The sequence below is a fragment of the Microbulbifer maximicatervae (SeqCode) genome, from assembly GCF_052467225.1.
Map to the genome: position 1 here is coordinate 448132 of NZ_CP174303.1, position 23106 is coordinate 471237.

The window sequence follows — 23106 nt, forward strand, 5'->3', positions numbered from 1 at the left end:
ATCCTTGGCCAGGAGACACAATCATAAATCTTGCCGCTGGATCGCACAGGGCAGACCCACGATTAACGACACAGTTGCCAGAATGCCTCCGCAGTAAATCGCTAAATCCTATTTACCGTATCGAGAGGCTATCGGACCCCAGGTAGATTTTTAATGGGGAGTCGAACCCCAGGCTCTCGCCTCTTTCCAGGTCGTTTGGATAACGATGGGACTTTGGCAGGAATCGAACCTGCTACCAATCGATAAGTTATCGACTGCTCTACCAAATGAGCTACAAAGTAGGCGTTTGAACTTCTATCCCGTGGGTACACCTGCCGCCATAGGCGGTGGTGCCGGGCCGGGATTCAGAACCGGCTCCGCTGACGGGCTAAAGGCCTCAAACTCGGTTGCGGCAACCCGGCGAATTCGCCCGGCGGCCTTCATACTTTAGCAATTGCCTTAGTTCGGCCGATCCCTGGCCTAAAACGCGTCAGCCTTTGACGCAAACCACTTGCTTGAGGGTGTAGACGATTTCCACCAGGTCTGTCTGTGCTGCCATAACCTTTTCTATAGGTTTGTAGGCCGATGGGGTTTCATCGATCACACCCTCGTCTTTTCGGCACTCCACATCGGCGGTGGCCGCGCGATGCTCTTCCAGGGAGACCAGCTTTTTGGCCTTGGTACGGGACATCACTCGTCCGGCCCCATGGCTACAGCTACAGAAGCTTTCTTCGTTACCCAGCCCCCGCACAATAAATGACTTGGCCCCCATACTACCGGGAATAATACCCATTTCACCGGCACGCGCTCTTACAGCGCCTTTCCGGGTCACCAACACATCTTTGCCATAATGATGCTCACGGGAAACGTAATTGTGGTGACAATTCACCGCTTCCATCCGTGCCTCAAAATCCATCCCCAGGGCCTGCTTCACCGCGCTAATAGTTCGCACCATCATTACTTCGCGATTGATACGGGCAAACTCCTGCGCCCACTCCACCGCCTGCACATAGTCATCAAAGTGCTCTGTACCTTCCGGGAAATAGGCCAGGTCACTGTCCGGTAAGTGGATATGCCAGCGCTCCATATCCCGCTTGGCTTTCTCAATAAAGTAAGTGCCTATTCGATTTCCCACTCCCCGAGAGCCACTATGCAACATCAACCACACGCTACCCTGTTCATCCAGGCACATCTCGATAAAGTGATTGCCTGTACCAAGTGTTCCCAAGTGATTAATATTATTAGTATTTTTTAATACCGGATGCCTCTCTTTGAGCAGTTCAAACTGGGCGGCTAGAGGCGCCCAACCGGCAAGTGCATCGTCCGGTGGATTCTCCCAGGCCCCCTTGTCCCGCCCTCTCCCCCGGTGCCGGCCAGTGCGGCCGTGGGGCACGGCGCGTTCGATGGCGCTGCGCACTCCAGCCAGGTTGTCCGGCAGTTGCGCCGCCGTCAGACTGGTGCGAACCGCCATCATGCCGCAACCAATATCCACCCCTACGGCAGCGGGAATTACTGCCCCCAGAGTTGGGACCACACTGCCAATGGTGGCGCCTTTGCCAAGATGTACATCGGGCATCGCCGCAACCCATTTATGGACGAATGGCATCTGCGAGATATTTTTGAGCTGCGCTTTGGCCTCATCTTCAAAAGGCACACCCAGGGTCCAGGACTTAATCGGTACCCCACCTGCCTGCATTACTTCATATGGCATTGGTTTCATCTTCCACTCCTTTTGAAACCGCGCTTGGTATTCATGTGTTTCATTTAGTTATTGATATAGCGAATTGGGTGCCAACTTTTGCAAACAGCTAAAAAATACTTGTAACTTATTGTTTTTTAACGATTTATTTTCTATCTCAGGGTTTTTTAGTAGATTTCTTGAGACAAGGGATTCATAAATATCTATCTTTTTTGATAGTTAAATCATATTTTAGATAGCATGAAGACAATCGCTATCAGTATTCTCGGTACCAGTAAGGACCGGCGCGGCAAAGGCGACAAGCGCTGGGATAAGTGGCGCCCAAACATTTCCATGTGCCAGCACGATGACCTATTGATCGATAGGCTGGAGCTCCTTTTCGACAACCACTCGAGAAGCCTGGCTGACCAGGTCACAGAAGATATTGCGCGAGTCTCTCCAGAGACCGAAGTGGTCCACCACCGGGTGAACTTCAATGACCCTTGGGATTTCGAGAGCGTGTATAGCAATCTGCTGGATTTCGCCCGCGCCTATAGCTTCAAGCCGGATGACGAGCAGTACCTGGTGCATATCACCACCGGTACCCATGTAGCTCAGATCTGCTTGTACCTGTTAACAGAGGCGGGGTATTTCCCCGGGCGTCTGCTGCAAACTTCCCCGGCGCGAAAGAACAGTAGCTTGCCGGGCGAATACCAAATCATCGATTTGGACCTGTCCAAATACGACCAGATTGCCTCGCGCTTCCAGAGGGAACACCAGGAGGGCACCACCTATCTGAAGGGGGGAATCGAGACCAACAATCTCGCTTTTAACCAGATGATCGAGCAGCTGGAGCAGGTATCGATTCGCTCCGACGCCCCCATACTAATTACCGGTCCCACAGGGGCAGGTAAATCCCAGCTGGCCCAGCGTGTCTTTGAACTACGAAAGCAGCGGGGCAAGCTGGAAGGTGGCCTGGTAGCCGTTAACTGCGCCACCCTGCGCGGCGAAAATGCCATGTCCGCCCTGTTCGGCCATCGTAAAGGCGCCTATACCGGTGCCACCACCCACCGGCCAGGCTTGCTTATGGAAGCAGATAAGGGCCTGCTGTTTCTCGATGAAATCGGTGAGTTGGGATTGGATGAGCAGGCCATGTTATTGCGTGCGATTGAGCACAAACGCTTTATGCCTTTCGGCTCTGATAAGGAAGTAAGCAGTCACTTCCAGCTGATCGCCGGTACCAACCGGGATCTGGTACAGCTCTGCCAAGAAGGTAAATTTCGCGCGGACCTGCTCGCCCGTATCGATCTATGGACCTACCGACTGCCCTCTCTACGAGAGCGTATTGAAGACCTGGAACCCAATATAGATTTTGAGCTGGAGGCTTTCTCCAGGAAATCCGGGCATCTTGTCAGCTTTAATAAAGCAGCACGGGAAAAGTACCTGAGTTTTGGGCGCTCCCGCGAGGCCAGCTGGTCTGCGAACTTTCGCGACCTTAACGCCAGTATCCTGCGTATGGGTACCCTCGCCGACGGTGGGCGTATCACGACTCAGGTAGTAGAAGAGGAAATCCATAGGTTGCGGATTAAATGGCAAAATCCAGTAACAGATTCATCACTATCCCTTGCCCGTATCGAAGCACTGTTGGGTCGTGACCACATCGAGCAGATGGATTACTACGAGCAAATCAAACTAGCTGGGCTAATTCAGGTTTGTGCAGAGTCCAATTCGATGGCAGAGGCCGGACGCAAGTTATTTCAAGTAAGCCGCACCTCAAAAAAATCCAATAACGACTCACACCGGGTACGCCAACTTTTAGATAAATACGGTCTTAAATTCGACCAGCTGAATAAAACATAGAGGCCACTTGGCATCATTTTTTGTTAGTCTGATTCCAAAAGCCGGATGCTGGATCATGGAATGAAATACACCTATTTAACGCCGCTTATTTTCTTTCTCAGCGCCTGTGAGCCAACCCAATTCGCAGGTGGTACCGCCTTGCCAGATGGCTCTGTTTACAAAGGCGAGATGCTTAACGGTCTGTTTCATGGACGAGGTCAGCTCGAATGGCCAAATGGCAGCCATTATCGTGGCGACTTTCGAGAAGGTCGCATGACAGGTGAAGGTGAGTTAACTGGAAGTGATGGCTGTAGCTATGAAGGGGAGTTCCTAAACGGAGAATTCCATGGCAAAGGCCGCTATAACTGTGATGAAACTGAATGGGCGGGAGAGTTCCGTGAAGGGGAGCTGCATAGCGGTACTTTAAATTGGGATGAAGGTGGGAGCTATCATGGTGAATTTTTAGACTTTGATCCCCACGGCGAAGGCAAACTCACTGCGGAAGATGGCAGCCTTTATCAGGGTGCCTTTGAATACGGATACTTAATACAGGGCAGCTACTCAGATAGCGATGGCTATCGCTATACCGGCAGCTTCGAGTACGGCTCCTATTCCGGCGAAGGTGAACTCACCCAGCCTGACGGCACGATTATCCGTGCCACTTTTCGCTATGGAGAAGCAGAAGGAGAAGGCGTACGAATAAGTACGGATGCTGAAGGAAACACTGTCGAGGAGCCTGCCTATTTCTCCGGGGGTACCTATTACCCCAGCGAAGACGCCTGGCGCGCACAGACGGATATTCCCGGTGCCCAGGCAGAAACCCGTCTCTATAGCGAAAGTGAGCGCTTACATGACGCTATAAAAGCCCTCCCCTCGCAGAGGCCCGGCGTACGCGATACTTACACCCTACTGATAGGTGGTGATGGCACCTCTCCGGTATTCGCAAGGGAGCTGGACTGGGTGGCAGAGCGCCTCGATGAAGCCTTTAACATTGACCAACGTATGCTGCGCCTCAGTAACGGCGGCGGATACGGTTTCCCCCTGGCTACCCGCACCAGTATCCAGGAAAGCCTCAATGCTATTGATCAGTTAATGGACCCCAAAGAAGATTTACTTCTTATACACCTGGTCAGCCATGGTGCTCGAAATGGAGATTTCAAAATTGCAGAGGGGGAGATTCCCCTAAATGATTTCTCACTGAAAGATGGGCAACGATTGCTGAACAATATTAACGCCCAGTACCAGTGGATTGTTGTTTCAGCCTGCTTTTCCGGTCAATGGGTAGAAGCCCTACATAGCCCCAATCGGGTCATCTTTACTTCGGCCGCTGCGGATCGCAGCTCCTTTGGATGTAGCGATGATTCCGAGCGCACCTGGTTTAGTTCCGCGCTTTACGGTGAAGCCCTCAATCAGGGAGTGAATAATCCTGAGGCATGGTTTGAAGCCGCCAAGTTAAAAGTAACCGAGATGGAACAGGAACAGGGGATTAAAAGAAGCCGACACTCCCTACCCCAATATTCAGTGGGAGAGAATTTCCTAATGTGGTGGCATGAAAAAAAATCGATTTATTAATTTTGGAATTCCGGTACAAACCGACTAAAAAATTATTTTTGGTACTAATCACTATCTACCATAATACCAAGCGAAAGGAGATACCTTCTTGGAGTTCGCTAGCCTCTCTATAGCGTTATTGTTTATTTTGTTTTTCGTCGCCGTTATTGCGGGCCTACTTGATACACTAGCAGGTGGGGGCGGCCTGATAACTGTACCGGCCCTTATTCTTAGTGGCGTCCCACCACTAGCTGCCTTGGGCACCAATAAACTACAAGGCAGTATTGGTACTGCAACTGCTACCTACATGATGCTTAAAAATAACAAGATCAGTTGGGATGGGATTAAAAATCTAATGCTATTTGCCTTTATCGGCGCAGCCATGGGCACAATAGCAGTACAGTTCATTAATACTGATGTTTTGTCATTTATTATCCCTGCTGTTCTTTTATTTATTGCTATTTATTTTATAGTTTCTCCATCCCTTACTCATAGTAGTACTAAACCCAAGGTCTCAAGAAAGAAATATCAATATGGCGTAATCCCATTTATTGGTTACTATGATGGTATGTTTGGCCCCGGAACTGGATCATTTTTTGCCTTATCAGGCGTTGCCTGTAGGGGACAGGATTTACTAACCTCCACGGCCAATGCAAAACCTCTTAATTTTTCTACTAATATCGCATCTTTAATCGTATTCTTATTTGCCGGTCAAATTTTATGGGCTGCGGGAATCTTAATGATGATTGGACAAGTTATAGGTGCCTGGCTGGGATCTCATTTTCTATTTAAAATTAATCCTGGTTATTTACGGGGAATGGTAGTTCTTATGTGTGGAGGAATGTTACTAAAATATATCCACTCTATGGGATGGATAGATTACATCTTCTGAAGGGTATGGAGGTGGCTGGAACTCAGAAAAATCAGATTAAACATTAAGACTTTGGATTATTTTATGGAGTATCTAAAAAGATCTTTAATGAACTTCTTTTTTAAGCTCCATCAACTCCTTCTTGATCTCGGTGATTTGATTCGATAGCTTGCTCTCAAAATCCTCATTGATTATCGACATATACTGCTCAAACCGGCTCTGTTTTATTAGATATTCTAATCTCTCTAGCAATTCATCATTAGAAACTCTTCTCCTGGCTCGTTTCCTGGTAAATTTTATCAGTGGCTTTACCCAGTCAGGCAGTCGATAATAAGTATTTTGAAAACCTCTGCTCATGGAGTATCTAAAACCATTTTGCCGTATATAGCTAGATAGCTTTGATGGTAGCAACCTATAAAATAGATTTAAATATTTATCTATCTTATTGCAGTCAGAATACCACTCTTTCACCAAACTCTGCTTATCTCTGTCCAACTTCAGATTGCCCAAAGCTTCATTAAATTCTCTTTCTGTATATTTTTCGACTAATTTTGATTTGGTTAATAGAGAAATTACTTTTTTATCACCATAAAGCGGTCGTAATTCTATCAAATACAGCAACCAACACCCCAGAAGATCATTCTTATAATCCGCATCACTAGCATTTTTTGTTAAGTAGTCAAATACAAAATGGTATTGATTCACCAATCGCTGAACCATTAGATCACTTTTCTTTTCATCCATGTTGACTAAACTATACGACCCAATTTCTGGCAAAACTAATATTGATTTAGCCTTGACGGTTGTTATCCAATGTAAAGAGTGTCCATTAACGCAGGAACCCAAAATAAATTCGGATATTTTATTTCCACAAACAAAGTCCCTGCGATAAAACCTCCTGACATTTATAGAATTTATTTTTAAAACAAACCTGGATTTATCACCAATGGATTCTGAGAATTTTTTCAGGGGTTTATTATGGCTAAAAAACACTATATCCGGATTCTCACTATTGACTATATCCTGTAATTTAGGGATCAATGTAGGGTACCAACAATCTCCCTCATCGATAAATCCAACATACTCTCCTAAAGTATTTTTTACTCCAAATTCAAAAATTAGCTGGTCATCAATCTGTGAAGTACTCGGAATATGAATACTTCGAATTCTGGGCATTGAACCTGTAAAGTTATTAATCCGGCTTCGCTCATCATTTTCGCAAAAATGAAGAACAAGTATCTCTATGTCCTTGTACTGCTGTCGAATAATACTCTGTAGACAGGTATTGAGATAGACACCGCTAGACTTTGAAATAACGACAATCGAAATCATGCGTATACCACTGAAGTTCGGTAATCTAATACAGAATTAGCAATATCTGGATCTTTGTCAAAGAGCATTCTCAAATCCGCATTACTCAATGATAGAAAAGATCTTGTAAACTGAGATTTAAAGCTCCCCCTATACTCTTCGTCAAGATTACGCCAGCACCAGTTAAACAATGCTAACTTGCTTTTGACATACAAGTGGTAAAATCTATCTCTAAGATTAATATTCTTATTAAAGAAGTCTTCAATCTCATCAAAAACCTGTAATACAGATATACGCCGTGCATCTGAAATATTTGACAGCCTATTTCCTGTGGAATCTACATTATGAGTACAAAAAGGGGATTCAAATAATGCAATATCTTTAGCATTTGTAAGCAAATTCCAATGTGCTAACACATCATTATGTACAGGCGTTTGTGAAAATCTAAGGGAAACCCTTTTTGCATAACTGGTTTTAATCAATCTATTCCAAGGGAAGGGTGTTAAACATAGAATGCTATCATGATCAAAAGTGGAAAAAGTCCTGCTACCAAAGGTTCTAATCGCCCTATAGAAAATGAAATTGTCATCACCTGCCATACCGAGATTAATAGTGCTTCCCGGAAATCTACACTGATAGGCCATCAACAATACATCACTGTTAACTTTTGTAGCCATTGAAACAGCTCGATCCAACATATTTGGGAGGATTAGATCATCGGCATCAAAAAATAAAGTCAGCGGTTCAGCTATTTCATCGAGAGCACTATTCCTACAGTAGCCTGCCCCATTGTTTCCATCGTTTAAAATAATTTTATATGGGATTCTATTTTTCTGAAGAAAATCAGCGGCCAACCCAACCGTGGTATCTGAGGAATTATCGTCAGATAAGTAAATTTTTACATCAGTCGTATTATTATGAACAATAGAGTTCAACGTATTAACAATATTATTTTTTTCATTGTATGTTGGTATCACCACCCCAACTTTACTGTTAGGCATACAAACTCTCTTTATAATTCTCTCAATTATCCCAAAGCAGCAGAATTAAATGTAAACTCAATAAGTAAATTAATTTGAATATAATCAAGTCTGATAAAGGCTGTACCACTTAAAGTAGACAGCTATACACCTTTTTTCAAACTTATTGATCGATGATTTGCTTAAGCTAGATGATTTCGGGAAGGCTAAGGTATACAGCAAAAGAATTAGACGCCTACTCAAGGCGCCTAGATTTACCAGAACCAATTCTTAGAGTTTTGATTAGGTGCTATATGGCAAGAATAATGTCTTCAATCGGCTTATCAAATTTTATTAAATCTTTATTTTTCTCATCCTTATAAAACTTGATATAAGCTTTAAACATAGCTGAAGGTGATTCCTGCAAAAGTGAAATCAGATAATCCCTACCCTTTAACTCTTCGATTCTATTGCCGATATAGAAACCTACAAAATACAACGGGCTATCCCATACTGCAGAAAAACCCAAATGATAGATTTTGTTGAAGTCTAAACTTGAGTCACGGCATGCACGAAAAAGCACTGTTTCAAATAAAACAAAGTTACTATCTATTCGCTGTAAATTTCTTTTAAATTTTTTCTTAAACCATTCTGTGTACTCTTTTCCGTCTGTAACACTTAATGGAGAACCCACAATAGAGGCTATCCCCTCCAGGCGGGTTTGATTTAAGATTTTCTCACAATTAGAGTCTGGATTTTTTTCCTTCCCATAAAAATTTGACTGCGCAACGTGATATAACTCATGTGTTGAAAGTGTCAGTAAACCTTCATAATCGCCTTTAAAATACTGCAGTGCAATATAAAAGTTATCATCATGGGCCCAACCGTCAGAAGTTCCCCCAACTACTATAAAAATATTAGTATCAAAGAAAATATCTTTAGGAGAATAATCACCAACGCCCCTCTTTACACTGTTTAAGTATTGCTGAGGATTGCGCTTTATTATCTTGAGTATATCTTCAACTTCGGACAACCGTTCATTTAACTGTTGAAACCTAAAGGGATCATTTTTAACTGGATTACCTTCAACAACATCGATCAAACTAGACCGAAATGACTCTGCATTGGCTTTATTGTCAAATCTTGAGGTTTGATGGATCGTTGCTCGTATCCCCTGCAAACTCATTAGCTGATCTAATTGATCATCAGATACTTTGTCTCCAGATAAAATATCAACTAATCTATCAGCACTCTCAAAATCAATTGTTATATTATCGGTTACTTTCGCTGAGGAAAAAGCCGTAAGGCTTATCAGTGACAAGCCTAAAAAAATCACCCACTTAAAGATATTCATTTTACCTCTCGTAAAAATGTAAAGAAAAGAATAACCAGGTATTTAATCTAAAAAGAATGCTTATTGTGTGATTATTAGACCTTTATTGCCTACACAACCTCCACTCCGAATATGAGACAAAAATATTGCATTTTACGCCACTAAAGGAGCTTGTGTTTTCAGCTATCTAAAAGAAAGTTTTGCTTACGACAGAGGACATCTTGACAAGATTGAATCCCACCCGCAGATTGTGAATGGGATTCAGGGTAGGCTTAGGCAGACTTCTGCTCTTCAATAAAGCGCTGCATCCGCTCTTCCAGCATCGAAAGAGGCAAAGCACCATTACTTAGCAGTGCATCGTGAAATGATCGCAAATCAAACTTATCGCCAAGCTCTTTTTCCGCAAGAGCTCGCAGCTGTCGAATTTTAATTTCCCCCATCTTGTAAGATAGCGCCTGACCCGGCCAGGATATATAGCGATCTACTTCTGCACGTACATTAGCCGGAGAGAGGGATGTATTATTGGAAAGAAAGTTTAATGCCTGCTGTCGTGACCACCCCTGAGAATGAATGCCAGTATCAATTACAAGGCGTGCGGCACGCCACATTTCATAGCTGAGTCGCCCAAAGTGCTCATAGGGAGTGGTGTACAGTCCCATCTCTTTACCCAGTCGCTCTGAATAAAGGGCCCAACCTTCTCCATAAGCACTCAGATAAAGGTTGCGACGAAAGTCCGGTACATTCTCAAGCTCTTGCGAGAGAGCATTTTGTAAATGATGGCCCGGTACAGCTTCATGCAAGGTAAGAGCAGGTAGCTCATACAAGGGACGCTGGTCCAGCCCGTGAGTATTCAACCAGTAGGCACCACCGCGAGTACCGCCAATGGCGGCTGGATTATAGGAGGCCGTAGTGTAGTTAGGTGCTATTTCACTGGGAACTGGTACCACGCCATAGGGAGTACGCGGCAATAAATTAAAGAACTCCGGCAATACATAGTCAATCCGCTTGGATATATAGGCCGTTTCCTTGAGCAGCTGTTCCGGCGTTTTAGCGTAAAACTGTGGGTCTGTGCGCAGGAATTGGGTGAATTCTGTAAAGCTGCCCTTAAAGCCTGACTCCTTGATCAGGGCTTTCATTTCCGCGCGGATTCTCTTCACTTCGGCAAGGCCCGTGCGATGAATCTCCGCAGGGTCCAGATCCAGGGTCACGTAGTAGCGAATGTTGTGGCGATAGTAGTCGCTACCACCAGGCATCTGTTCAGCACCCAAAGTCTTTGTGGCCGCCTTTAGGTAGTCGCCCTCAAGGAAATCCGCTACCCGTCCAAATGCGGGAATAGCTACTTGCTTAATCACAGCTAAGCCCTGCTCTCGCAGACGCTTCTGCTCATCGGGCGCGATGTTTTGCGGCATCTCAGAAAAAGGCTTATACAAGCTGCTTTTACTGGGATCTTTATATACTTGAGCGCGTACCGTTGGCGCTATACCTTCTACAACGATTTTGGGCAACACAAAGCCAGAGCGAATACCTTCGCGCATATTGGCAATGTTCTCATCGAAGTAGCGACCAAATTCACCGATACGGGCAATATAGTCCTCGTAATCGGCGATATCCCTCATCGCCAAACCACTATTTGCCTCAAGCGCATTTGCGTAAAAACTTGAGAAGGTGTTTAGGGGAATTCGGTCGAGAAACAGTTCCTCTTCCTCAACTGAGCTGGCAAGAACCCAAGAAAGAAGCTCGCTATTGACGCGGTCTGAAGCACTTAACTTACTTTGATCGATAGCCTCAAGGCGCCGGATAAAGGCCTGCTCAGCCTCTATACGACGTTGACGATCCTCTGCAGTTACCCCGGGCAGTTCTCGATTGTAATCGGAAACGCCAACTCGCCCGGCAGTAATCGGGTCTTCTCTCAGCGTGTATTGCCAGTGATCGTTAAGAACACTTTGAAGCTCTTCTGTAGCAGTTGCTGCCCAGGCTGAGGGCATCAATAGGCTAGTGGCAATAAGCGGTCCTGTTAGGGACTTGAGGTAGTAGGTAAGTGATTTCTTGAATTTCACCCTTGGCTCCGTAGTGCTGTTGGTATCTAAAAAGAACAACAGAGCTTGCTCTTTTAGTTACCCTACAGAGTAGGCGTGGCAAGCTTGTACCAGCACTATACACGAAGGATGGATAATAGTGACTCAGCGGAATAGACATACCGCCACAAGCAGGGTGGAGGAGTATAATTTCCTCCACCAAGCGGTCAATCAGCTGGCTTGCGACTCAGGTGGCATGCGCATAACAGCGCACGTCATAGCTCCCACTCAGACCAATGGCATACATAGATGTATTCCAGAAAGAGTTTACAAACCAGTTGCGGAATGCATTCTTGGTTGGGAACCAGAATTCTCCAAAATTTGGGTCGAAAAACAACACATCTTCTGCTACCCAAGCTGCCATGGCGTGGGCACCCACCTTACCTGAAATACCGATTTTCTTGTAAGAGCCAGCGCTTCTCGTCGGCTCCCTAATAATTTCATCGGCAAGCGCTGCAGAGTTGCGCATAGTAGTTTGCCCACGATCTAAACGAGGGCCTGTGACCACGTGAATTTGGCGCTGACCATTTGGCCCAGCGATACCCACACCGCCATTATTCTGAAGAGGCAGAATATTGTGAGATTGCAGCCACGTCTCTGAGACCTGATCCTGGTTTGGTGCATTTCCACCAATCTGGTGCAAGGTCATCACATGGAAAAGATGCTGCTCACTCAATGTATTATTGGGGAAGAGCCAATTCCAAAGGCTTCCATCCTCTGCGTGAAATTTGATCCAGTGGGCACTCAGGGATTCACAGACTCCGCCAGCAGTATCCTGGTGTATGGTGATCTGTGCCTTCACCGGATCCAAACATTGACTGAAATTATATTGAAGTGTGCCACCGTGCTGGGCCACAGATCTCTGAACAGGACCAACCCTTGTCCCGGTAAGTGCAAGTACTGTTTTATCAAACCAAATCGGCATGTCCATCTCCCCTGTATTCACAATGTAGAAACACTTATTCAGCGATTAGTTAACTACTTCTGAGAAGTGCTTTCCGGTATATGCATTAGATTGAAACAGAAAAATTACAGGGCAGATAGGTGTCCATTTTTTTTTAAAATCGACTCTGGCACTCTTTTCTCAGGCCAAAGATAGCAGTTCGAAATAGATTGAGGCGCAAGTATTTATTTGACTCTGGCACTATTTTTTATGGGTAAGAATATCACGGCTATTTACGATTAATTCCATGCTAGAACAGACCCAACTACACTTGCCAGTCAGATTACACAGGTCCTTTAATTCGACTCTGGTACTATTTTTGGTGCAAAAAAATTGACCTATGACATGGAAACTATCTAAATGGAAATATTTTTTTGTAGTTGGCGACAATTGATTTTATCTTTCCAGAGATGGAGCTTATTACCTCCAGATAATTACGACTTGAAAATGAGTCAATGATAAGAAGTGAAATAGGCAGAAGTGATAATCACTAAAAAAGGCAGCCGGGTAAACCCGGCTGCCGAGCGCCCATGGGGGAAGGGCTAAGAGGAAAAAATTGGTAGTGGATTGCTACTACTAATAGAACCAACAAAAACAGCTACTGCCAATTTATGTGCGGCGAGCGTAAGAGCGAACTTCATAGCCACCGCTTAGCCCTACTGAATACATAGAGTTATGCCAAAATGATTGGGTAAACCAATTAAAGAAGGAATTTCTGGATTCGAACCAGAATTCACCAAAGTTCGGGTCAAAGAAAGTAATGTCCTGCGCAACCCAGGCAGCCATTGCATGACCAGCGAAAGTGCCATCAAGGCCTATCTTCTTATAGCAACCAGCACCGCCAGTTTGATCCAAAATAATCTCCCTTGCCAAAGCATTGGGAGAGAAAACGCCACTCTGGCCTTGCGCTCTACGAGGATTGTGAATACCCCGGATAGTATTTCCTCCCCGGCCATTCGGGAAAGCTCCACCAAATACATTTTGACTGGTAGGGAAGATATTTTGTGTGCTCAGCCAGGCTTCTGTAGTTCTGTCCTGGTTATTCTGTGTGCCCGCCTGTTGCAGGGTCATTACGTGAAATAAGTGTTGCTCATCCAGTACACCCGCTGGCATTAACCAATCCCACAAGCTCCCTCCATCAGAGTGATGCTTGATCCAAAAGGCGGAAAGCGCTTCACAAACACCGCCAGAAGTATCTTCGTGAATAGTGATTTGTGCTTTTACCGGATCCTTACACTGGCTGAAGTTGTATGTCAGTTGACCCCGATGATTGGCTACAGATTGTTGTACGGGGTTTACGCGTGTTCCAGTTACAGCGAGAACGGTTTTATCGACCCAAATAGGCATATTCGATCCCTCATTTTATGAGATAAAAACGCTGCACAAATCCTTTTTTAAAAACTGAAAATTTGTAGCGCCTGTGAATTGGGCGGGCATTGAACCAGAAAAGTTCCAGGGCCAACAGAGTATAAAAGCGCTTTTTAAATCGACTCTGGCACTATTTTTTTATCCAGCGTTAATCTTGCCTGAATCCTACTTTGTTAAAATCTACTAGCCAAAAATAATCTGGCAACAAACAATATTTAGCCGTTTCTAACTGCGAAGACAAAATAGAGATAAGAAGATATTTTTACTTATAAATATTTATCATTCTTAATCTCAAATAGGACGCATAGCAATTTATAGAAAGTATACTTTTACAAAACTCATCAGTTTAAAAAAGTGGCTTGTAACAACAAACTGCTAGAGTAGGTGTGCAAGTAAAAAGCTATGCAATAAATTGCATAGAAAACTACACAACAACGCCTGTGCCAGTCTCTTTGCCAGCACACTTTTAGCCACTCAATACAGCACTACTAAGTTGGTTGTGAAAAATTTAGGCAGGAATGATTCAACAGCAAAGTGGTAGGTAAGATGCCTCGACCAAATTCTGTCCCTAGGTCGTTAACTCCAGGGGATAAAATTCGGTCGAGGTTTGGCTAAGCGGTGTTAAACCTGCTCTACAGTCTGCTCAATACGTCCAAAGATAGATTGCCCTTGATCATCGAGCATTTCGATGGAAATGGTATTTCCAAAGTCCATAAATGGCGTGCTTGCAGAGCCATTCTGGATGGTCTCAATCATGCGAATCTCGGCAATACAGCTGTAACCAACACCGCCTTCTGCTACAGGCTTACCGGGGCCTCCATCCAACTTATTGGATACCGTTCCAGAGCCAATAATGGTGCCTGCGCAAAGTGGACGAGTTCTGGCCGCGTGGGCGACCAGTTGCCCGAAGTGGAAGGTCATATCCACACCGGCATTGGGCTCGCCAAACTTCTCACCATTCAGATGGGAAACCAGTGGCAGATGCAATTTACCCTCGCTCCAGTTTTCACCCAGCTGTTCAGGGGTTACGCAAACAGGGGAGAAAGCACTAGAGGGTTTGGACTGGTAGAAACCAAATCCTTTGGCCAGTTCCGCAGGTATCAATCCGCGCAGGGATACATCATTGACCAACATTACCAACTTGATATGTGGCAGCGCATCCTCAGCGGAAACCCCCATAGGAACATCGTCGGTGATCACGGCAATTTCTGCCTCGAAGTCGATGCCAAAGCCATTGCTTTGCGGCATCTTTACCGGCTCGCGTGGATCCAGGAAGGTATCGGAACCACCTTGATACATGAGCGGATCGCTGTAGAAGCTCTCCGGCACCTCGGCACCGCGGGCTTTGCGCACCAGCTCAACATGATTCACGTAAGCACTACCGTCGGCCCAGTGATATGCACGCGGTAAAGGCGAAGCACACAGAGTTTGGTCAAAGGTTTCCCCTTGAATCTCGCCACTTTGCAGGCGTTCGTGTAGCTTCTCCAACTCGCTGCTGACTGATGCCCAATTGTCCAACGCACTCTGCATGGTGGGGGCAATATCGCCAGCTGGCACCATACGGGTAAGATCGTCGCTAACAACAACCAATTGGCCATCGCGGCCGGATTTAAGGCTGGCTAACTTCACTGTGCCTCCCCTTCAGTTTTTTCCACAAATTCTTCTTCCCCATGCATCCAGGCGGCGTGCCTTGGGGCTTTTTTAGTACGTGACCACTCTTCCAACATATCCTCAGCAACCCGCTTCAGCTCTTTGTGCATACCGGGCTTGGCGGTATTGGCGGCCAGCTCGATACGATGGCCGTTGGGGTCGAAGAAGTAGATCGACTGGAAGATAGTGTGATTGGTAGGGCCGAGTACGTCGACCCCGGCCGCTTCCAGTCGCGCTTTGGTCTCAAGCATTTCTTCCATGGACTCCACTTCGAAAGCGATATGCTGTACCCATTTGGGTGTGTTCTCATCGCGCCCCATCTCCGGGGAGTTGGGGATTTCGAAGAAGGCAAGCACATTCCCCATACCCGCATCCATAAAGACGTGCATGTAAGGGTCCGGCTCACCGGTTGAGGGTACCTCGTTTTCGGCAATGGCCAGCTGGAAGTCCATGCCGAGAAGATCGCGGTAGAATTCCACTGTCTCCTTGGCGTCCCTACAGCGATACGCCACGTGGTGAATGCGCTTAATGCCCATTGAAGCCTCCGTTATTATTCCTTTTCTTTAATGACGCCACGCTTGAGCTGGTCGCGCTCAATGGATTCGAACAGGGCCTTAAAGTTACCCTCACCAAACCCTTCATCTTCCTTGCGCTGGATAAACTCAAAGAATACCGGGCCGAGCATATTAGCGGAGAAAATCTGTAGCAGCAGGCGTGGTTGGCCGCCCTCAGTGGTGCCATCCAGCAGGATGCCACGGCTCTGGAATTCTTCAGTAGGTTCACCGTGCCCAGGCAGGCGCTCTTCCAGCATTTCGTAGTAGGTGTCCGGCGGCGGGGTCATAAACTCCATGCCGCGCTCTTTCAGGCGATCCCAACAGGCAATTAAGTCATCACAAGCAAAGGCGATATGCTGGATACCTTCGCCGTTGTACTTCATCAGGAACTCTTCGATCTGGCCGCCGCCACCAGCTGCTTCTTCGTTCAGCGGAATACGGATCTTGCCATCCGGTGCAGTCATCGCCTTGGACAGCAGGCCGGTGTATTCGCCTTTGATATCGAAGTAACGAATCTCGCGGAAATTGAACAGGTCTTCGTAATACTTGGCCCAGTAATCCATACGGCCGCGATACACGTTGTGGGTAAGGTGATCCAGAGTGTGGAAACCACAACCTTCAGGGCGACGCTCTACGCCTTCTTCCCAGATAAAGTCGATATCGTAGATGGACTCACCATCTTCGTAGCGATCAATCATGTACAGGGTCGCACCGCCAATACCTTTGATTGCCGGCAGGTGCAGTTCCATCGGGCCGGTATTCACATGAACAGGCTGTGCACCTTTACGCAGGGCCTCTTCGTAGGCGAACTTGGCATCTTTTACGCGGAAGGCAAGGCCACAAGCGGAGGGACCGTGCTCTTGGGCGTAGTAATAAGCGTGGCTGTTGGGCTCGTAGTTGGTGATAAAGTTGATATCACCCTGGCGCCACAACTCCACTGCCTTGGAGCGGTGACGGGCGATTTTCTCAAAGCCCATGGCGGTAAAAACGGTTTCAAGGATGCCTTTTTCCGGCGCTGTAAACTCTACGAATTCGAAGCCGTTAAGTCCCATCGGGTTTTCAAATAAGTCGGCCATGCGGTCCTCCATTTCTTATCATCGCAGCACTTCAAAGCGGGGCTGCGGATTGTGGATTTAAAGCGCAAACGAAGTTAGTTGCAGATGTAACTAATGTCAAGAAACTCTGGATCAGCTAAAAAATGAGTACTAGAAGAGTGCTTTTAGTCACCAGCCTCCAAAGCTAGCGCCTGGGAGAATAACCAGCTGGCAACGGGTCCTTGAACAGGATCGGGAGAGTAATCGGGAGCCGGGTGCGACACAGTGGTTGCGCCACACCCGTGCACAGCCGACCTTATTTACGCGTGCATTTACCGGTATCGGTACGACACATATGATCCTTGTGAAACTTGCCGGTCATCTGGTCGCACTGGGATTTGCTCACATCTCCAGCACAGGCATTTTCGGCATGCTGGCAGCAACCGGTTTCAGCGGTGCCCATTCCTTTATTGCCGTCCATCCCTTCATCTTTCTTGCGCTGTTCGCAGGCAGACAGGGTCAAAACCATCGCCGCGGCCAGTATCCCAATTGAAGCTTTGAGTCTCATAAAGGCCTCCTAAATACCCGGCTTAGCGGCCGGTGACATGGATATCGCGGAATCTGCCGCGCATTGCTTTGTGCGACCCGCGTAGATTTACCCGACATCTCCACCAGCTCAGGGATTTTGCGATTAGGCGCGCCATCCCATTATCACCCTGCAGATTTACCGGGCCATGCATTGACTGTAGCCCACACTGGCAGCGAAACCATCTGACTGACGGGACATTTACGTTAATTTGCCCCTGACAGCCCATCCAAATAACTGAATACCTTTTTGTATTTGCCAGAGCCGGTACAATCGGCCCCCGTTTGTCGGGTAAAAACCCCGCCTGAATGTATTTATTGAGGACCCCCTATGCTTCTCGCCGCTGCTGCCATCATTGCTGGCTTTATTGTGCTGGTCTGGAGTGCCGATCGCTTTGTGGATGGAGCTGCCGCCACTGCTAAACATTGCGGCATGCCCACTCTGTTAATTGGCATGGTGATCGTCGGCTTCGGTACTTCCGCTCCGGAAATGGTGGTCTCAGCCATTGCCGCCTTGAATGGCAACCCCGGCCTCGCACTGGGTAATGCCTACGGTTCCAATATTGCCAATACCGGTTTGATTCTCGGTTTCAGTGCTCTGCTGATCCCACTATCGGTACACTCAAAGATTGTGCGTAAAGAGCTGCCACTGCTGCTGGCAATCACCCTGCTCAGTGGTGCCTTCCTGTGGAATGACCGCTTGGAGCGCTGGGAGGGTATTGTTCTGTTATTCGGTTTCTTCGCCTTGATCGGCTGGAGCATCTTTTCTGCCATGCGCAATAAAGGTGACCAGCTTGAGGGAGAAGTAGAAACTGAGCTGGAAGACAACCCTATGCCACTCGGAACTGCCATATTTTGGTTGGTAGCAGGACTGGTGCTATTGATTGTCAGTTCCCGAATTCTCGTATGGGGAGCAGTAACCATTGCCGAATCTTTGGGGGTCAGTGACCTGGTGATAGGCCTGACTATTGTTGCCCTGGGAACCTCACTGCCGGAACTGGCAGCAACTTTAGTGGCCGCACGAAAAGGTGAGCACGATATCGCCATCGGTAACGTTGTCGGCTCCAATATGTTCAATCTGCTAGCGGTGGTTGGCATTGCCGGCACCATTGCTCCCATGAACAACGTACCCCACGAGGTGCTGTCCCGAGACTGGCCGATGGTTCTGGGCCTCACAATTGCCCTGTTTATTTTTGCCTACGGCTTCAAAGGCCAGGGCCGAATCAATCGCTGGGAAGGCTCCGCGCTACTAATGGCTTACCTCGTATATACCGGCTACCTGGTGGGAACCATTACCAAAGCTGCACTCTAATGATATTCGGGGTGGTGCCGCACCACCCCATAGTTACTGCCTGAACTCACCATAATTCGCCGCCTCTGCGCCCATTTCTCTTCCCAAAAACTGACTAATATCTGCAACACCTTCCAAGGAAAAGTGCAGAGCAGCTAGATGAAGAGAAGCACCATTGGCAAAACCGTAGCGCTAACAGCCCTATTTGGACTCGGTGCAATTTACCTACTCAATGCCTCTTGGCTAGCGACAGCCCAGCAAGGAAAACCAATCCTGATTGCCCATCGCGGCGTCTACCAAACTTACAACCGGGATAATTTGACCCGTGACGAATGCACCGCAGTCCGTATCTATACCCCGGAACACCGCTATCTGGAAAACACTATTCCCTCTATGGAAGCTGCCTTTTCTCATGGCGCGGACATTGTCGAAATCGATATCCATCCCACCACTGATGGCGACTTCGCGGTATTTCACGACTGGACCATAGACTGCCGCACGGATGGAACAGGTGTCACCCGGGAACAGTCCATAAAGGGCTTAAAGAAGCTGGATATTGGTTACGGCTATACCTTTGATGGCGGCAAGACATTTCCCTTTCGTGGCCAGGGGGTGGGTTTACTTCCCACTTTAAAAGAGGTCTTGCTGTACTTTCCCGGCAAGCAGTTTCTGATCAATATTAAGAGTAATGATCTAACAGAAGCAGAACGATTGGATAACTATCTTCGGCAACACCAATTGCCTATTAATTCCCGGCTCATGGTCTACGGTGGCGATCGCCCAATTAAAAGGATACGGCAGTTGCGGCCAAATGCATTGGCCTTCAGCAAGACAAGCGCCAAACAATGTGCTTTGCAATATGCACTGTTCGGTTGGAGTGGCTACTTTCCCGAGTCTTGCCGGAACAGTATTGTTGTTGCACCCAATACTTGGCGATGGGCTTTGTGGGGCTGGCCCAATCGCTACTCTGAACGAGTGGCCAAAGCCAATAGCTTGGTGATGGCAGTGGACCATAAAAATGGCAAGCGGGGCTTGCCCGGTATTTACACACTGGAAGAGCTCAGTTTTCTACCCGAAGGATATAGCGGAGCTATTTGGATTGAGAAGATCGAGCTGATTGGCCCATATCTAAAATCAAGACAATAGATAACCTTAGCGTTTTCGACCTTTCTCCAGCCGTGCCAGATGCGCCTGAAGACGCTCTATTTCTTCCAGCAGCTCTATCGCTAATGCAGCGCCGGCAAGATTTACCCCCAGATCTCGCTCCAGGCTGTAAACCCGGCGCACACGGCGCACACAAATTCCGCTAAAGCGCCACTGCACTTCCCTGCTACGCGGCTCAATAATTCCCTCCTCAACCAAGGCAATGATACGCTCCGCCGGCACACCACAAGCCCGACACAGTTCACTCAAAGTTAACTCACTCTCTTCATCCAGGAGAACACCGCTAAGCTGCTCAACCTTTTTAGGCATCACAATTATCCTCCCATGGACTGACGTGGATTGAAGTTGAATGCGTCGCCAAACTGACGGTATGCCTCGCGTTCAATATCAGTAGTGGCTGGTGGCGTAACAGTTTGCATCACTATATACATATCCCCCGGCTGCTTTGCCGGGATACCGCGGCCCTTGAGGCGCAGTTTTTTACCATTGGTGCTGTTTGCTGGAATGGTCACTTTAATGGGACCATCGGGAGTGGGTACCTGAACTTTGGCTCCAAGCGTTATCTCCCAGGGAGCCAAAGGCAAATCCAGGTAAACCGTTTTACCTTCTGTATGGAAAAGGGGATGGGGGTTGAAAGCAATTTCCAGATAGAGATCACCAGGCTTACCTTCTCCAATGCCAGGCTCACCCTGTCCAGCTAAGCGAATCTGTTGCCCTTCAGTGATCCCCTTGGGAATTTTTATATTAAGAGTGCGCTCACGCAGTTGCGGTCGCCCATCTGCACCCAATACCGAGTGCTTTAAGGTTACTTGGCGTGTACCGCCACGATAACTATCTTCGAGGTCTACTGTGATGCGGGCATAGGTATTTTCACCCTGGGCACTATAAGAGCGGCGCTGCCCCTGCCCATAAGCCTGACGAAACCCGCCGCGGCCAAACAAGCTTTCAAAGAAGTCACTAAAAGCTTCAGGATCAGCTTCGGTATATCCACCACCGTGAAACTCAAAACCCTGGTCCCAATTGGGGGGCGGTCGGAAGTCCTGGCCAGACTGAAAACCACTGCCGAGCTGATCGTAAGCAGCTCGCTTCTCTGGATCCTTCAATACTTCATAGGCCTCATTTACTTCCTTAAAGTGTTCTTCGGCGCCCTCCTCTTTACTGACATCCGGATGATATTTACGTGCTAATTTCCGATAGGCACGCTTAATCTGTGCCTGATCCGCACTCCGATCCAGGCCGAGTATTTTGTAATAGTCCTTGTATTCCATGGCTTTAATAAAAGCCGATGGTGACGGGATTCGCCATATATTTATGATATAAAATCGGTAAGAAGATTAATTGAGATCCTCCCCCTTCAACTAAGATTTAATAATATGGCGCCGATTAGATAAACGACGCCAAGTTGCAGAATTAATAACCGGTCTCGTAAAACATTGATCCATCTAGATACTCGATAGACCCATCGGTATAGTGAATATAGACCTCGGCAGGATTTGAGGCATACGCTCGCACTGTCACAGAACAGTACAAACCAGAGCTACAACCTTTAATCCAGTTCACATAATCTATAGATTTTGTAATATTTACTATTTCCCAGCTTCCTGAAGTCGAGGCGCCAAAACTAAAGTCCAAACCACCACAACGATTTGTTCCGTTGCCAATTACTTGCCCCCCAGCTTTGACGTTAAGGTTACATTTAAGATCAGCAGAAAATGCAGGCAATGCAATGGCAGAGGCAACCAGCAAAGACAGTACTATTAATATTTTTTTGACATCCATTTGTAGAACCTTAAGATTATTTATTATTAATTGATAAACCAAAAACAACCAACCTCGTTAATGATGTTATCACCGCCAACAAACACTTCCCATAACAACATAGATACAAATTAAACAAATAATATGAACTGGCTATCAATATAATTAAACTAATATCCAATAGCATGAAATTTCAAGGAGACACTTGTTCCGGATACTTGGAATCAATGAACGGCCAAAAAACTGAGACCCAAAGCCACTTTATAACAAGCATTATTCGAATAAGGCAAAAATAAAGAAGATAGATATATAGATAAGTTAAAGGGATTTAACCACAACTACTCAACCTCTACTTATAAAAATATATTAGTGTATTTAATAGAGAACCAAATTTTCTTTGACTCCATAAAAAATAACCTCTATCGGAGACTATCGTTCAGCCGAGTAAGGATCTTCTGCATTTAAATAGGCTAAGAGATCAACTCTCTGACCCTGTGCGTACAGCCACTCGCGAAACTCCTTTACTTTTTTATATCGCTTATCGCCAAACTTGCTCCGATATATTTCCGAGAAATTCTCTTGAGCTTTACTATTCCTAATTTTTTTCTGCCATTCATGGGTAACTAGAAAGTTCAGTGAACCGGCAAGTCCTTCAGATTTTAATAGTTCCCACTCACCCTTATCCAACCAAATACCACCCACAACAGCACTGTAATCAATACGATGCTCACTACCAACCATAATCCTTATCTTTTGCATAATAGCACCGGATACAGGACATAAGATCGCTTGCTTGCTATCTTCAATAAGCATATCGTTAAGACTGCTGAGGTCTTTAGAAAACTGATATTCAGGATTCTGTCTTTTCCAAGAAAGGAAGTCTTCCACCAGAATCCAATTACCCCCACAAGAACTACAAGTATATCCACGGAATAATTCTTCAATAAATCCATGTTTAAGAACGCCATCTTTACAGCTTGTACAATTCAGCATATTAAACTCTAAAATATAACTTTCGAATTAAGAATGAATATCACACAAAAAAACTACAATACAGCTAACTTAACCAACTAGATTTCAATACACTCACTTTAACCTCATATTTAACATTCAGCTTCTATTTTTTTATAAGAAAGGCCGCCAAAGCGGCCTTCACAAGCTCA

Annotated in this window: 21 protein-coding genes and 1 tRNA gene; 5 read left to right on the forward strand and 17 right to left on the reverse strand. The window is 46.4% G+C overall.

Annotated elements, in window-relative coordinates:
• Positions 1-208: 208 nt before the first annotated feature.
• The 3 genes from ACJJIZ_RS01885 to ACJJIZ_RS01895 form a co-directional block, all read right to left on the reverse strand.
• Positions 209-280: transfer RNA gene (locus ACJJIZ_RS01885), tRNA-Ser, on the reverse strand.
• Between the two features lie 14 nt (positions 281-294).
• Positions 295-423 carry a hypothetical protein gene (locus ACJJIZ_RS01890; RefSeq protein WP_444915049.1) on the reverse strand — a complete coding sequence of 43 codons (129 nt, stop codon included), beginning with the start codon at positions 421-423 and terminating at the stop codon, positions 295-297.
• Between the two features lie 46 nt (positions 424-469).
• Positions 470-1699, reverse strand: coding sequence for an RtcB family protein (locus ACJJIZ_RS01895; RefSeq protein WP_444915050.1), 1230 nt, complete (start codon positions 1697-1699; stop codon positions 470-472).
• A 219-nt stretch (positions 1700-1918) separates the two neighbouring features.
• Here ACJJIZ_RS01895 and rtcR point away from each other — a divergent pair, with 219 nt between their 5' ends.
• From rtcR to ACJJIZ_RS01910, 3 genes are all read left to right on the forward strand, one after another.
• Positions 1919-3517, forward strand: a complete 1599-nt coding sequence (gene rtcR, locus ACJJIZ_RS01900) for an RNA repair transcriptional activator RtcR (protein WP_444915051.1) — start codon at positions 1919-1921, stop codon at positions 3515-3517.
• Between the two features lie 60 nt (positions 3518-3577).
• Positions 3578-5068, forward strand: a complete 1491-nt coding sequence (locus ACJJIZ_RS01905) for a C13 family peptidase (RefSeq protein WP_444915052.1) — start codon at positions 3578-3580, stop codon at positions 5066-5068.
• A gap of 88 nt (positions 5069-5156) precedes the next feature.
• Positions 5157-5939 carry a TSUP family transporter gene (locus ACJJIZ_RS01910; protein WP_444915053.1) on the forward strand — a complete coding sequence of 261 codons (783 nt, stop codon included), beginning with the start codon at positions 5157-5159 and terminating at the stop codon, positions 5937-5939.
• Between the two features lie 84 nt (positions 5940-6023).
• Here the strand turns inward: ACJJIZ_RS01910 and ACJJIZ_RS01915 are convergent, their stop codons facing one another.
• The 10 genes from ACJJIZ_RS01915 to ACJJIZ_RS01960 form a co-directional block, all read right to left on the reverse strand.
• Positions 6024-7250 (reverse strand): glycosyltransferase family 2 protein, encoded by a 1227-nt coding sequence (locus ACJJIZ_RS01915; protein ID WP_444915054.1) that lies wholly within the window; start codon positions 7248-7250, stop codon positions 6024-6026.
• Positions 7247-8230: a glycosyltransferase family A protein gene (locus tag ACJJIZ_RS01920; RefSeq protein ID WP_444915055.1), complete on the reverse strand. Its 984-nt coding sequence runs from the start codon at positions 8228-8230 to the stop codon at positions 7247-7249. The genes ACJJIZ_RS01915 and ACJJIZ_RS01920 overlap by 4 nt, the downstream gene beginning before the upstream one ends.
• A 268-nt stretch (positions 8231-8498) precedes the next feature.
• Positions 8499-9542, reverse strand: a complete 1044-nt coding sequence (locus ACJJIZ_RS01925) for a DUF5700 domain-containing putative Zn-dependent protease (RefSeq protein WP_444915056.1) — start codon at positions 9540-9542, stop codon at positions 8499-8501.
• Positions 9543-9793: 251 nt separating this feature from the next.
• On the reverse strand, positions 9794-11578 hold the full coding sequence (locus tag ACJJIZ_RS01930) for a DUF885 domain-containing protein (RefSeq protein WP_444915057.1): 1785 nt from the start codon (positions 11576-11578) through the stop codon (positions 9794-9796).
• Positions 11579-11783: 205 nt separating this feature from the next.
• Positions 11784-12521 carry a YopT-type cysteine protease domain-containing protein gene (locus tag ACJJIZ_RS01935; RefSeq protein ID WP_413663975.1) on the reverse strand — a complete coding sequence of 246 codons (738 nt, stop codon included), beginning with the start codon at positions 12519-12521 and terminating at the stop codon, positions 11784-11786.
• 627 nt (positions 12522-13148) lie between these two features.
• Positions 13149-13886 (reverse strand): YopT-type cysteine protease domain-containing protein, encoded by a 738-nt coding sequence (locus ACJJIZ_RS01940; protein ID WP_444915058.1) that lies wholly within the window; start codon positions 13884-13886, stop codon positions 13149-13151.
• 642 nt (positions 13887-14528) lie between these two features.
• Positions 14529-15536, reverse strand: a complete 1008-nt coding sequence (locus ACJJIZ_RS01945) for a fumarylacetoacetate hydrolase family protein (RefSeq protein WP_444915059.1) — start codon at positions 15534-15536, stop codon at positions 14529-14531.
• The gene (locus ACJJIZ_RS01950; RefSeq protein WP_252084079.1) at positions 15533-16093 is read right to left on the reverse strand and encodes a VOC family protein; all 561 of its coding nucleotides are present in this window, start codon (positions 16091-16093) and stop codon (positions 15533-15535) included. Before ACJJIZ_RS01950 ends, ACJJIZ_RS01945 begins: the two co-directional genes overlap by 4 nt.
• A gap of 14 nt (positions 16094-16107) precedes the next feature.
• The gene (gene hppD, locus ACJJIZ_RS01955; RefSeq protein WP_444906715.1) at positions 16108-17187 is read right to left on the reverse strand and encodes a 4-hydroxyphenylpyruvate dioxygenase; all 1080 of its coding nucleotides are present in this window, start codon (positions 17185-17187) and stop codon (positions 16108-16110) included.
• A 274-nt stretch (positions 17188-17461) separates the two neighbouring features.
• A complete protein-coding gene (locus ACJJIZ_RS01960; RefSeq protein ID WP_413663971.1) occupies positions 17462-17713 on the reverse strand; it encodes a hypothetical protein in 252 nt (83 codons plus the stop codon).
• Between the two features lie 348 nt (positions 17714-18061).
• Here ACJJIZ_RS01960 and ACJJIZ_RS01965 point away from each other — a divergent pair, with 348 nt between their 5' ends.
• Positions 18062-19042, forward strand: coding sequence for a calcium/sodium antiporter (locus ACJJIZ_RS01965; RefSeq protein WP_413663970.1), 981 nt, complete (start codon positions 18062-18064; stop codon positions 19040-19042).
• A 138-nt stretch (positions 19043-19180) separates the two neighbouring features.
• Entirely contained in the window at positions 19181-20167 is a 987-nt protein-coding gene (locus ACJJIZ_RS01970; RefSeq protein ID WP_444915060.1) for a glycerophosphodiester phosphodiesterase family protein, read from the forward strand.
• Positions 20168-20173: 6 nt separating this feature from the next.
• Here ACJJIZ_RS01970 and ACJJIZ_RS01975 read toward each other — a convergent pair whose 3' ends face one another.
• The 4 genes from ACJJIZ_RS01975 to ACJJIZ_RS01990 all read right to left on the reverse strand — a co-directional run bounded on the left by ACJJIZ_RS01975 (position 20174) and on the right by ACJJIZ_RS01990 (position 22936).
• Positions 20174-20494, reverse strand: a complete 321-nt coding sequence (locus ACJJIZ_RS01975; RefSeq protein ID WP_413665909.1) for a chaperone modulator CbpM — start codon at positions 20492-20494, stop codon at positions 20174-20176.
• 5 nt (positions 20495-20499) lie between these two features.
• A complete protein-coding gene (locus tag ACJJIZ_RS01980; RefSeq protein ID WP_444915061.1) occupies positions 20500-21453 on the reverse strand; it encodes a DnaJ C-terminal domain-containing protein in 954 nt (317 codons plus the stop codon).
• A 142-nt stretch (positions 21454-21595) separates the two neighbouring features.
• The gene (locus ACJJIZ_RS01985; protein ID WP_444915062.1) at positions 21596-21964 is read right to left on the reverse strand and encodes a hypothetical protein; all 369 of its coding nucleotides are present in this window, start codon (positions 21962-21964) and stop codon (positions 21596-21598) included.
• Positions 21965-22372: 408 nt separating this feature from the next.
• Positions 22373-22936, reverse strand: a complete 564-nt coding sequence (locus ACJJIZ_RS01990; RefSeq protein WP_444915063.1) for a TFIIB-type zinc ribbon-containing protein — start codon at positions 22934-22936, stop codon at positions 22373-22375.
• Between the last annotated feature and the right edge of the window lie 170 nt (positions 22937-23106).

What these genes read in the sequence shown, in the direction of transcription:
- ACJJIZ_RS01890 (WP_444915049.1), bottom strand. Translation starts at nt 423, where the DNA reads ATGAAGGCCGCCGGGCGAATTCGCCGGGTTGCCGCAACCGAGTTTGAG.
- ACJJIZ_RS01895 (WP_444915050.1), bottom strand. Translation starts at nt 1,699, where the DNA reads ATGAAACCAATGCCATATGAAGTAATGCAGGCAGGTGGGGTACCGATT.
- rtcR (WP_444915051.1), top strand. Translation starts at nt 1,919, where the DNA reads ATGAAGACAATCGCTATCAGTATTCTCGGTACCAGTAAGGACCGGCGC.
- ACJJIZ_RS01905 (WP_444915052.1), top strand. Translation starts at nt 3,578, where the DNA reads ATGAAATACACCTATTTAACGCCGCTTATTTTCTTTCTCAGCGCCTGT.
- ACJJIZ_RS01915 (WP_444915054.1), bottom strand. Translation starts at nt 7,250, where the DNA reads ATGATTTCGATTGTCGTTATTTCAAAGTCTAGCGGTGTCTATCTCAAT.
- ACJJIZ_RS01920 (WP_444915055.1), bottom strand. Translation starts at nt 8,230, where the DNA reads ATGCCTAACAGTAAAGTTGGGGTGGTGATACCAACATACAATGAAAAA.
- ACJJIZ_RS01925 (WP_444915056.1), bottom strand. Translation starts at nt 9,542, where the DNA reads ATGAATATCTTTAAGTGGGTGATTTTTTTAGGCTTGTCACTGATAAGC.
- ACJJIZ_RS01935 (WP_413663975.1), bottom strand. Translation starts at nt 12,521, where the DNA reads ATGCCGATTTGGTTTGATAAAACAGTACTTGCACTTACCGGGACAAGG.
- ACJJIZ_RS01940 (WP_444915058.1), bottom strand. Translation starts at nt 13,886, where the DNA reads ATGCCTATTTGGGTCGATAAAACCGTTCTCGCTGTAACTGGAACACGC.
- ACJJIZ_RS01950 (WP_252084079.1), bottom strand. Translation starts at nt 16,093, where the DNA reads ATGGGCATTAAGCGCATTCACCACGTGGCGTATCGCTGTAGGGACGCC.
- hppD (WP_444906715.1), bottom strand. Translation starts at nt 17,187, where the DNA reads ATGGCCGACTTATTTGAAAACCCGATGGGACTTAACGGCTTCGAATTC.
- ACJJIZ_RS01960 (WP_413663971.1), bottom strand. Translation starts at nt 17,713, where the DNA reads ATGAGACTCAAAGCTTCAATTGGGATACTGGCCGCGGCGATGGTTTTG.
- ACJJIZ_RS01965 (WP_413663970.1), top strand. Translation starts at nt 18,062, where the DNA reads ATGCTTCTCGCCGCTGCTGCCATCATTGCTGGCTTTATTGTGCTGGTC.
- ACJJIZ_RS01970 (WP_444915060.1), top strand. Translation starts at nt 19,181, where the DNA reads ATGAAGAGAAGCACCATTGGCAAAACCGTAGCGCTAACAGCCCTATTT.
- ACJJIZ_RS01975 (WP_413665909.1), bottom strand. Translation starts at nt 20,494, where the DNA reads ATGCCTAAAAAGGTTGAGCAGCTTAGCGGTGTTCTCCTGGATGAAGAG.
- ACJJIZ_RS01980 (WP_444915061.1), bottom strand. Translation starts at nt 21,453, where the DNA reads ATGGAATACAAGGACTATTACAAAATACTCGGCCTGGATCGGAGTGCG.
- ACJJIZ_RS01985 (WP_444915062.1), bottom strand. Translation starts at nt 21,964, where the DNA reads ATGGATGTCAAAAAAATATTAATAGTACTGTCTTTGCTGGTTGCCTCT.
- ACJJIZ_RS01990 (WP_444915063.1), bottom strand. Translation starts at nt 22,936, where the DNA reads ATGCTGAATTGTACAAGCTGTAAAGATGGCGTTCTTAAACATGGATTT.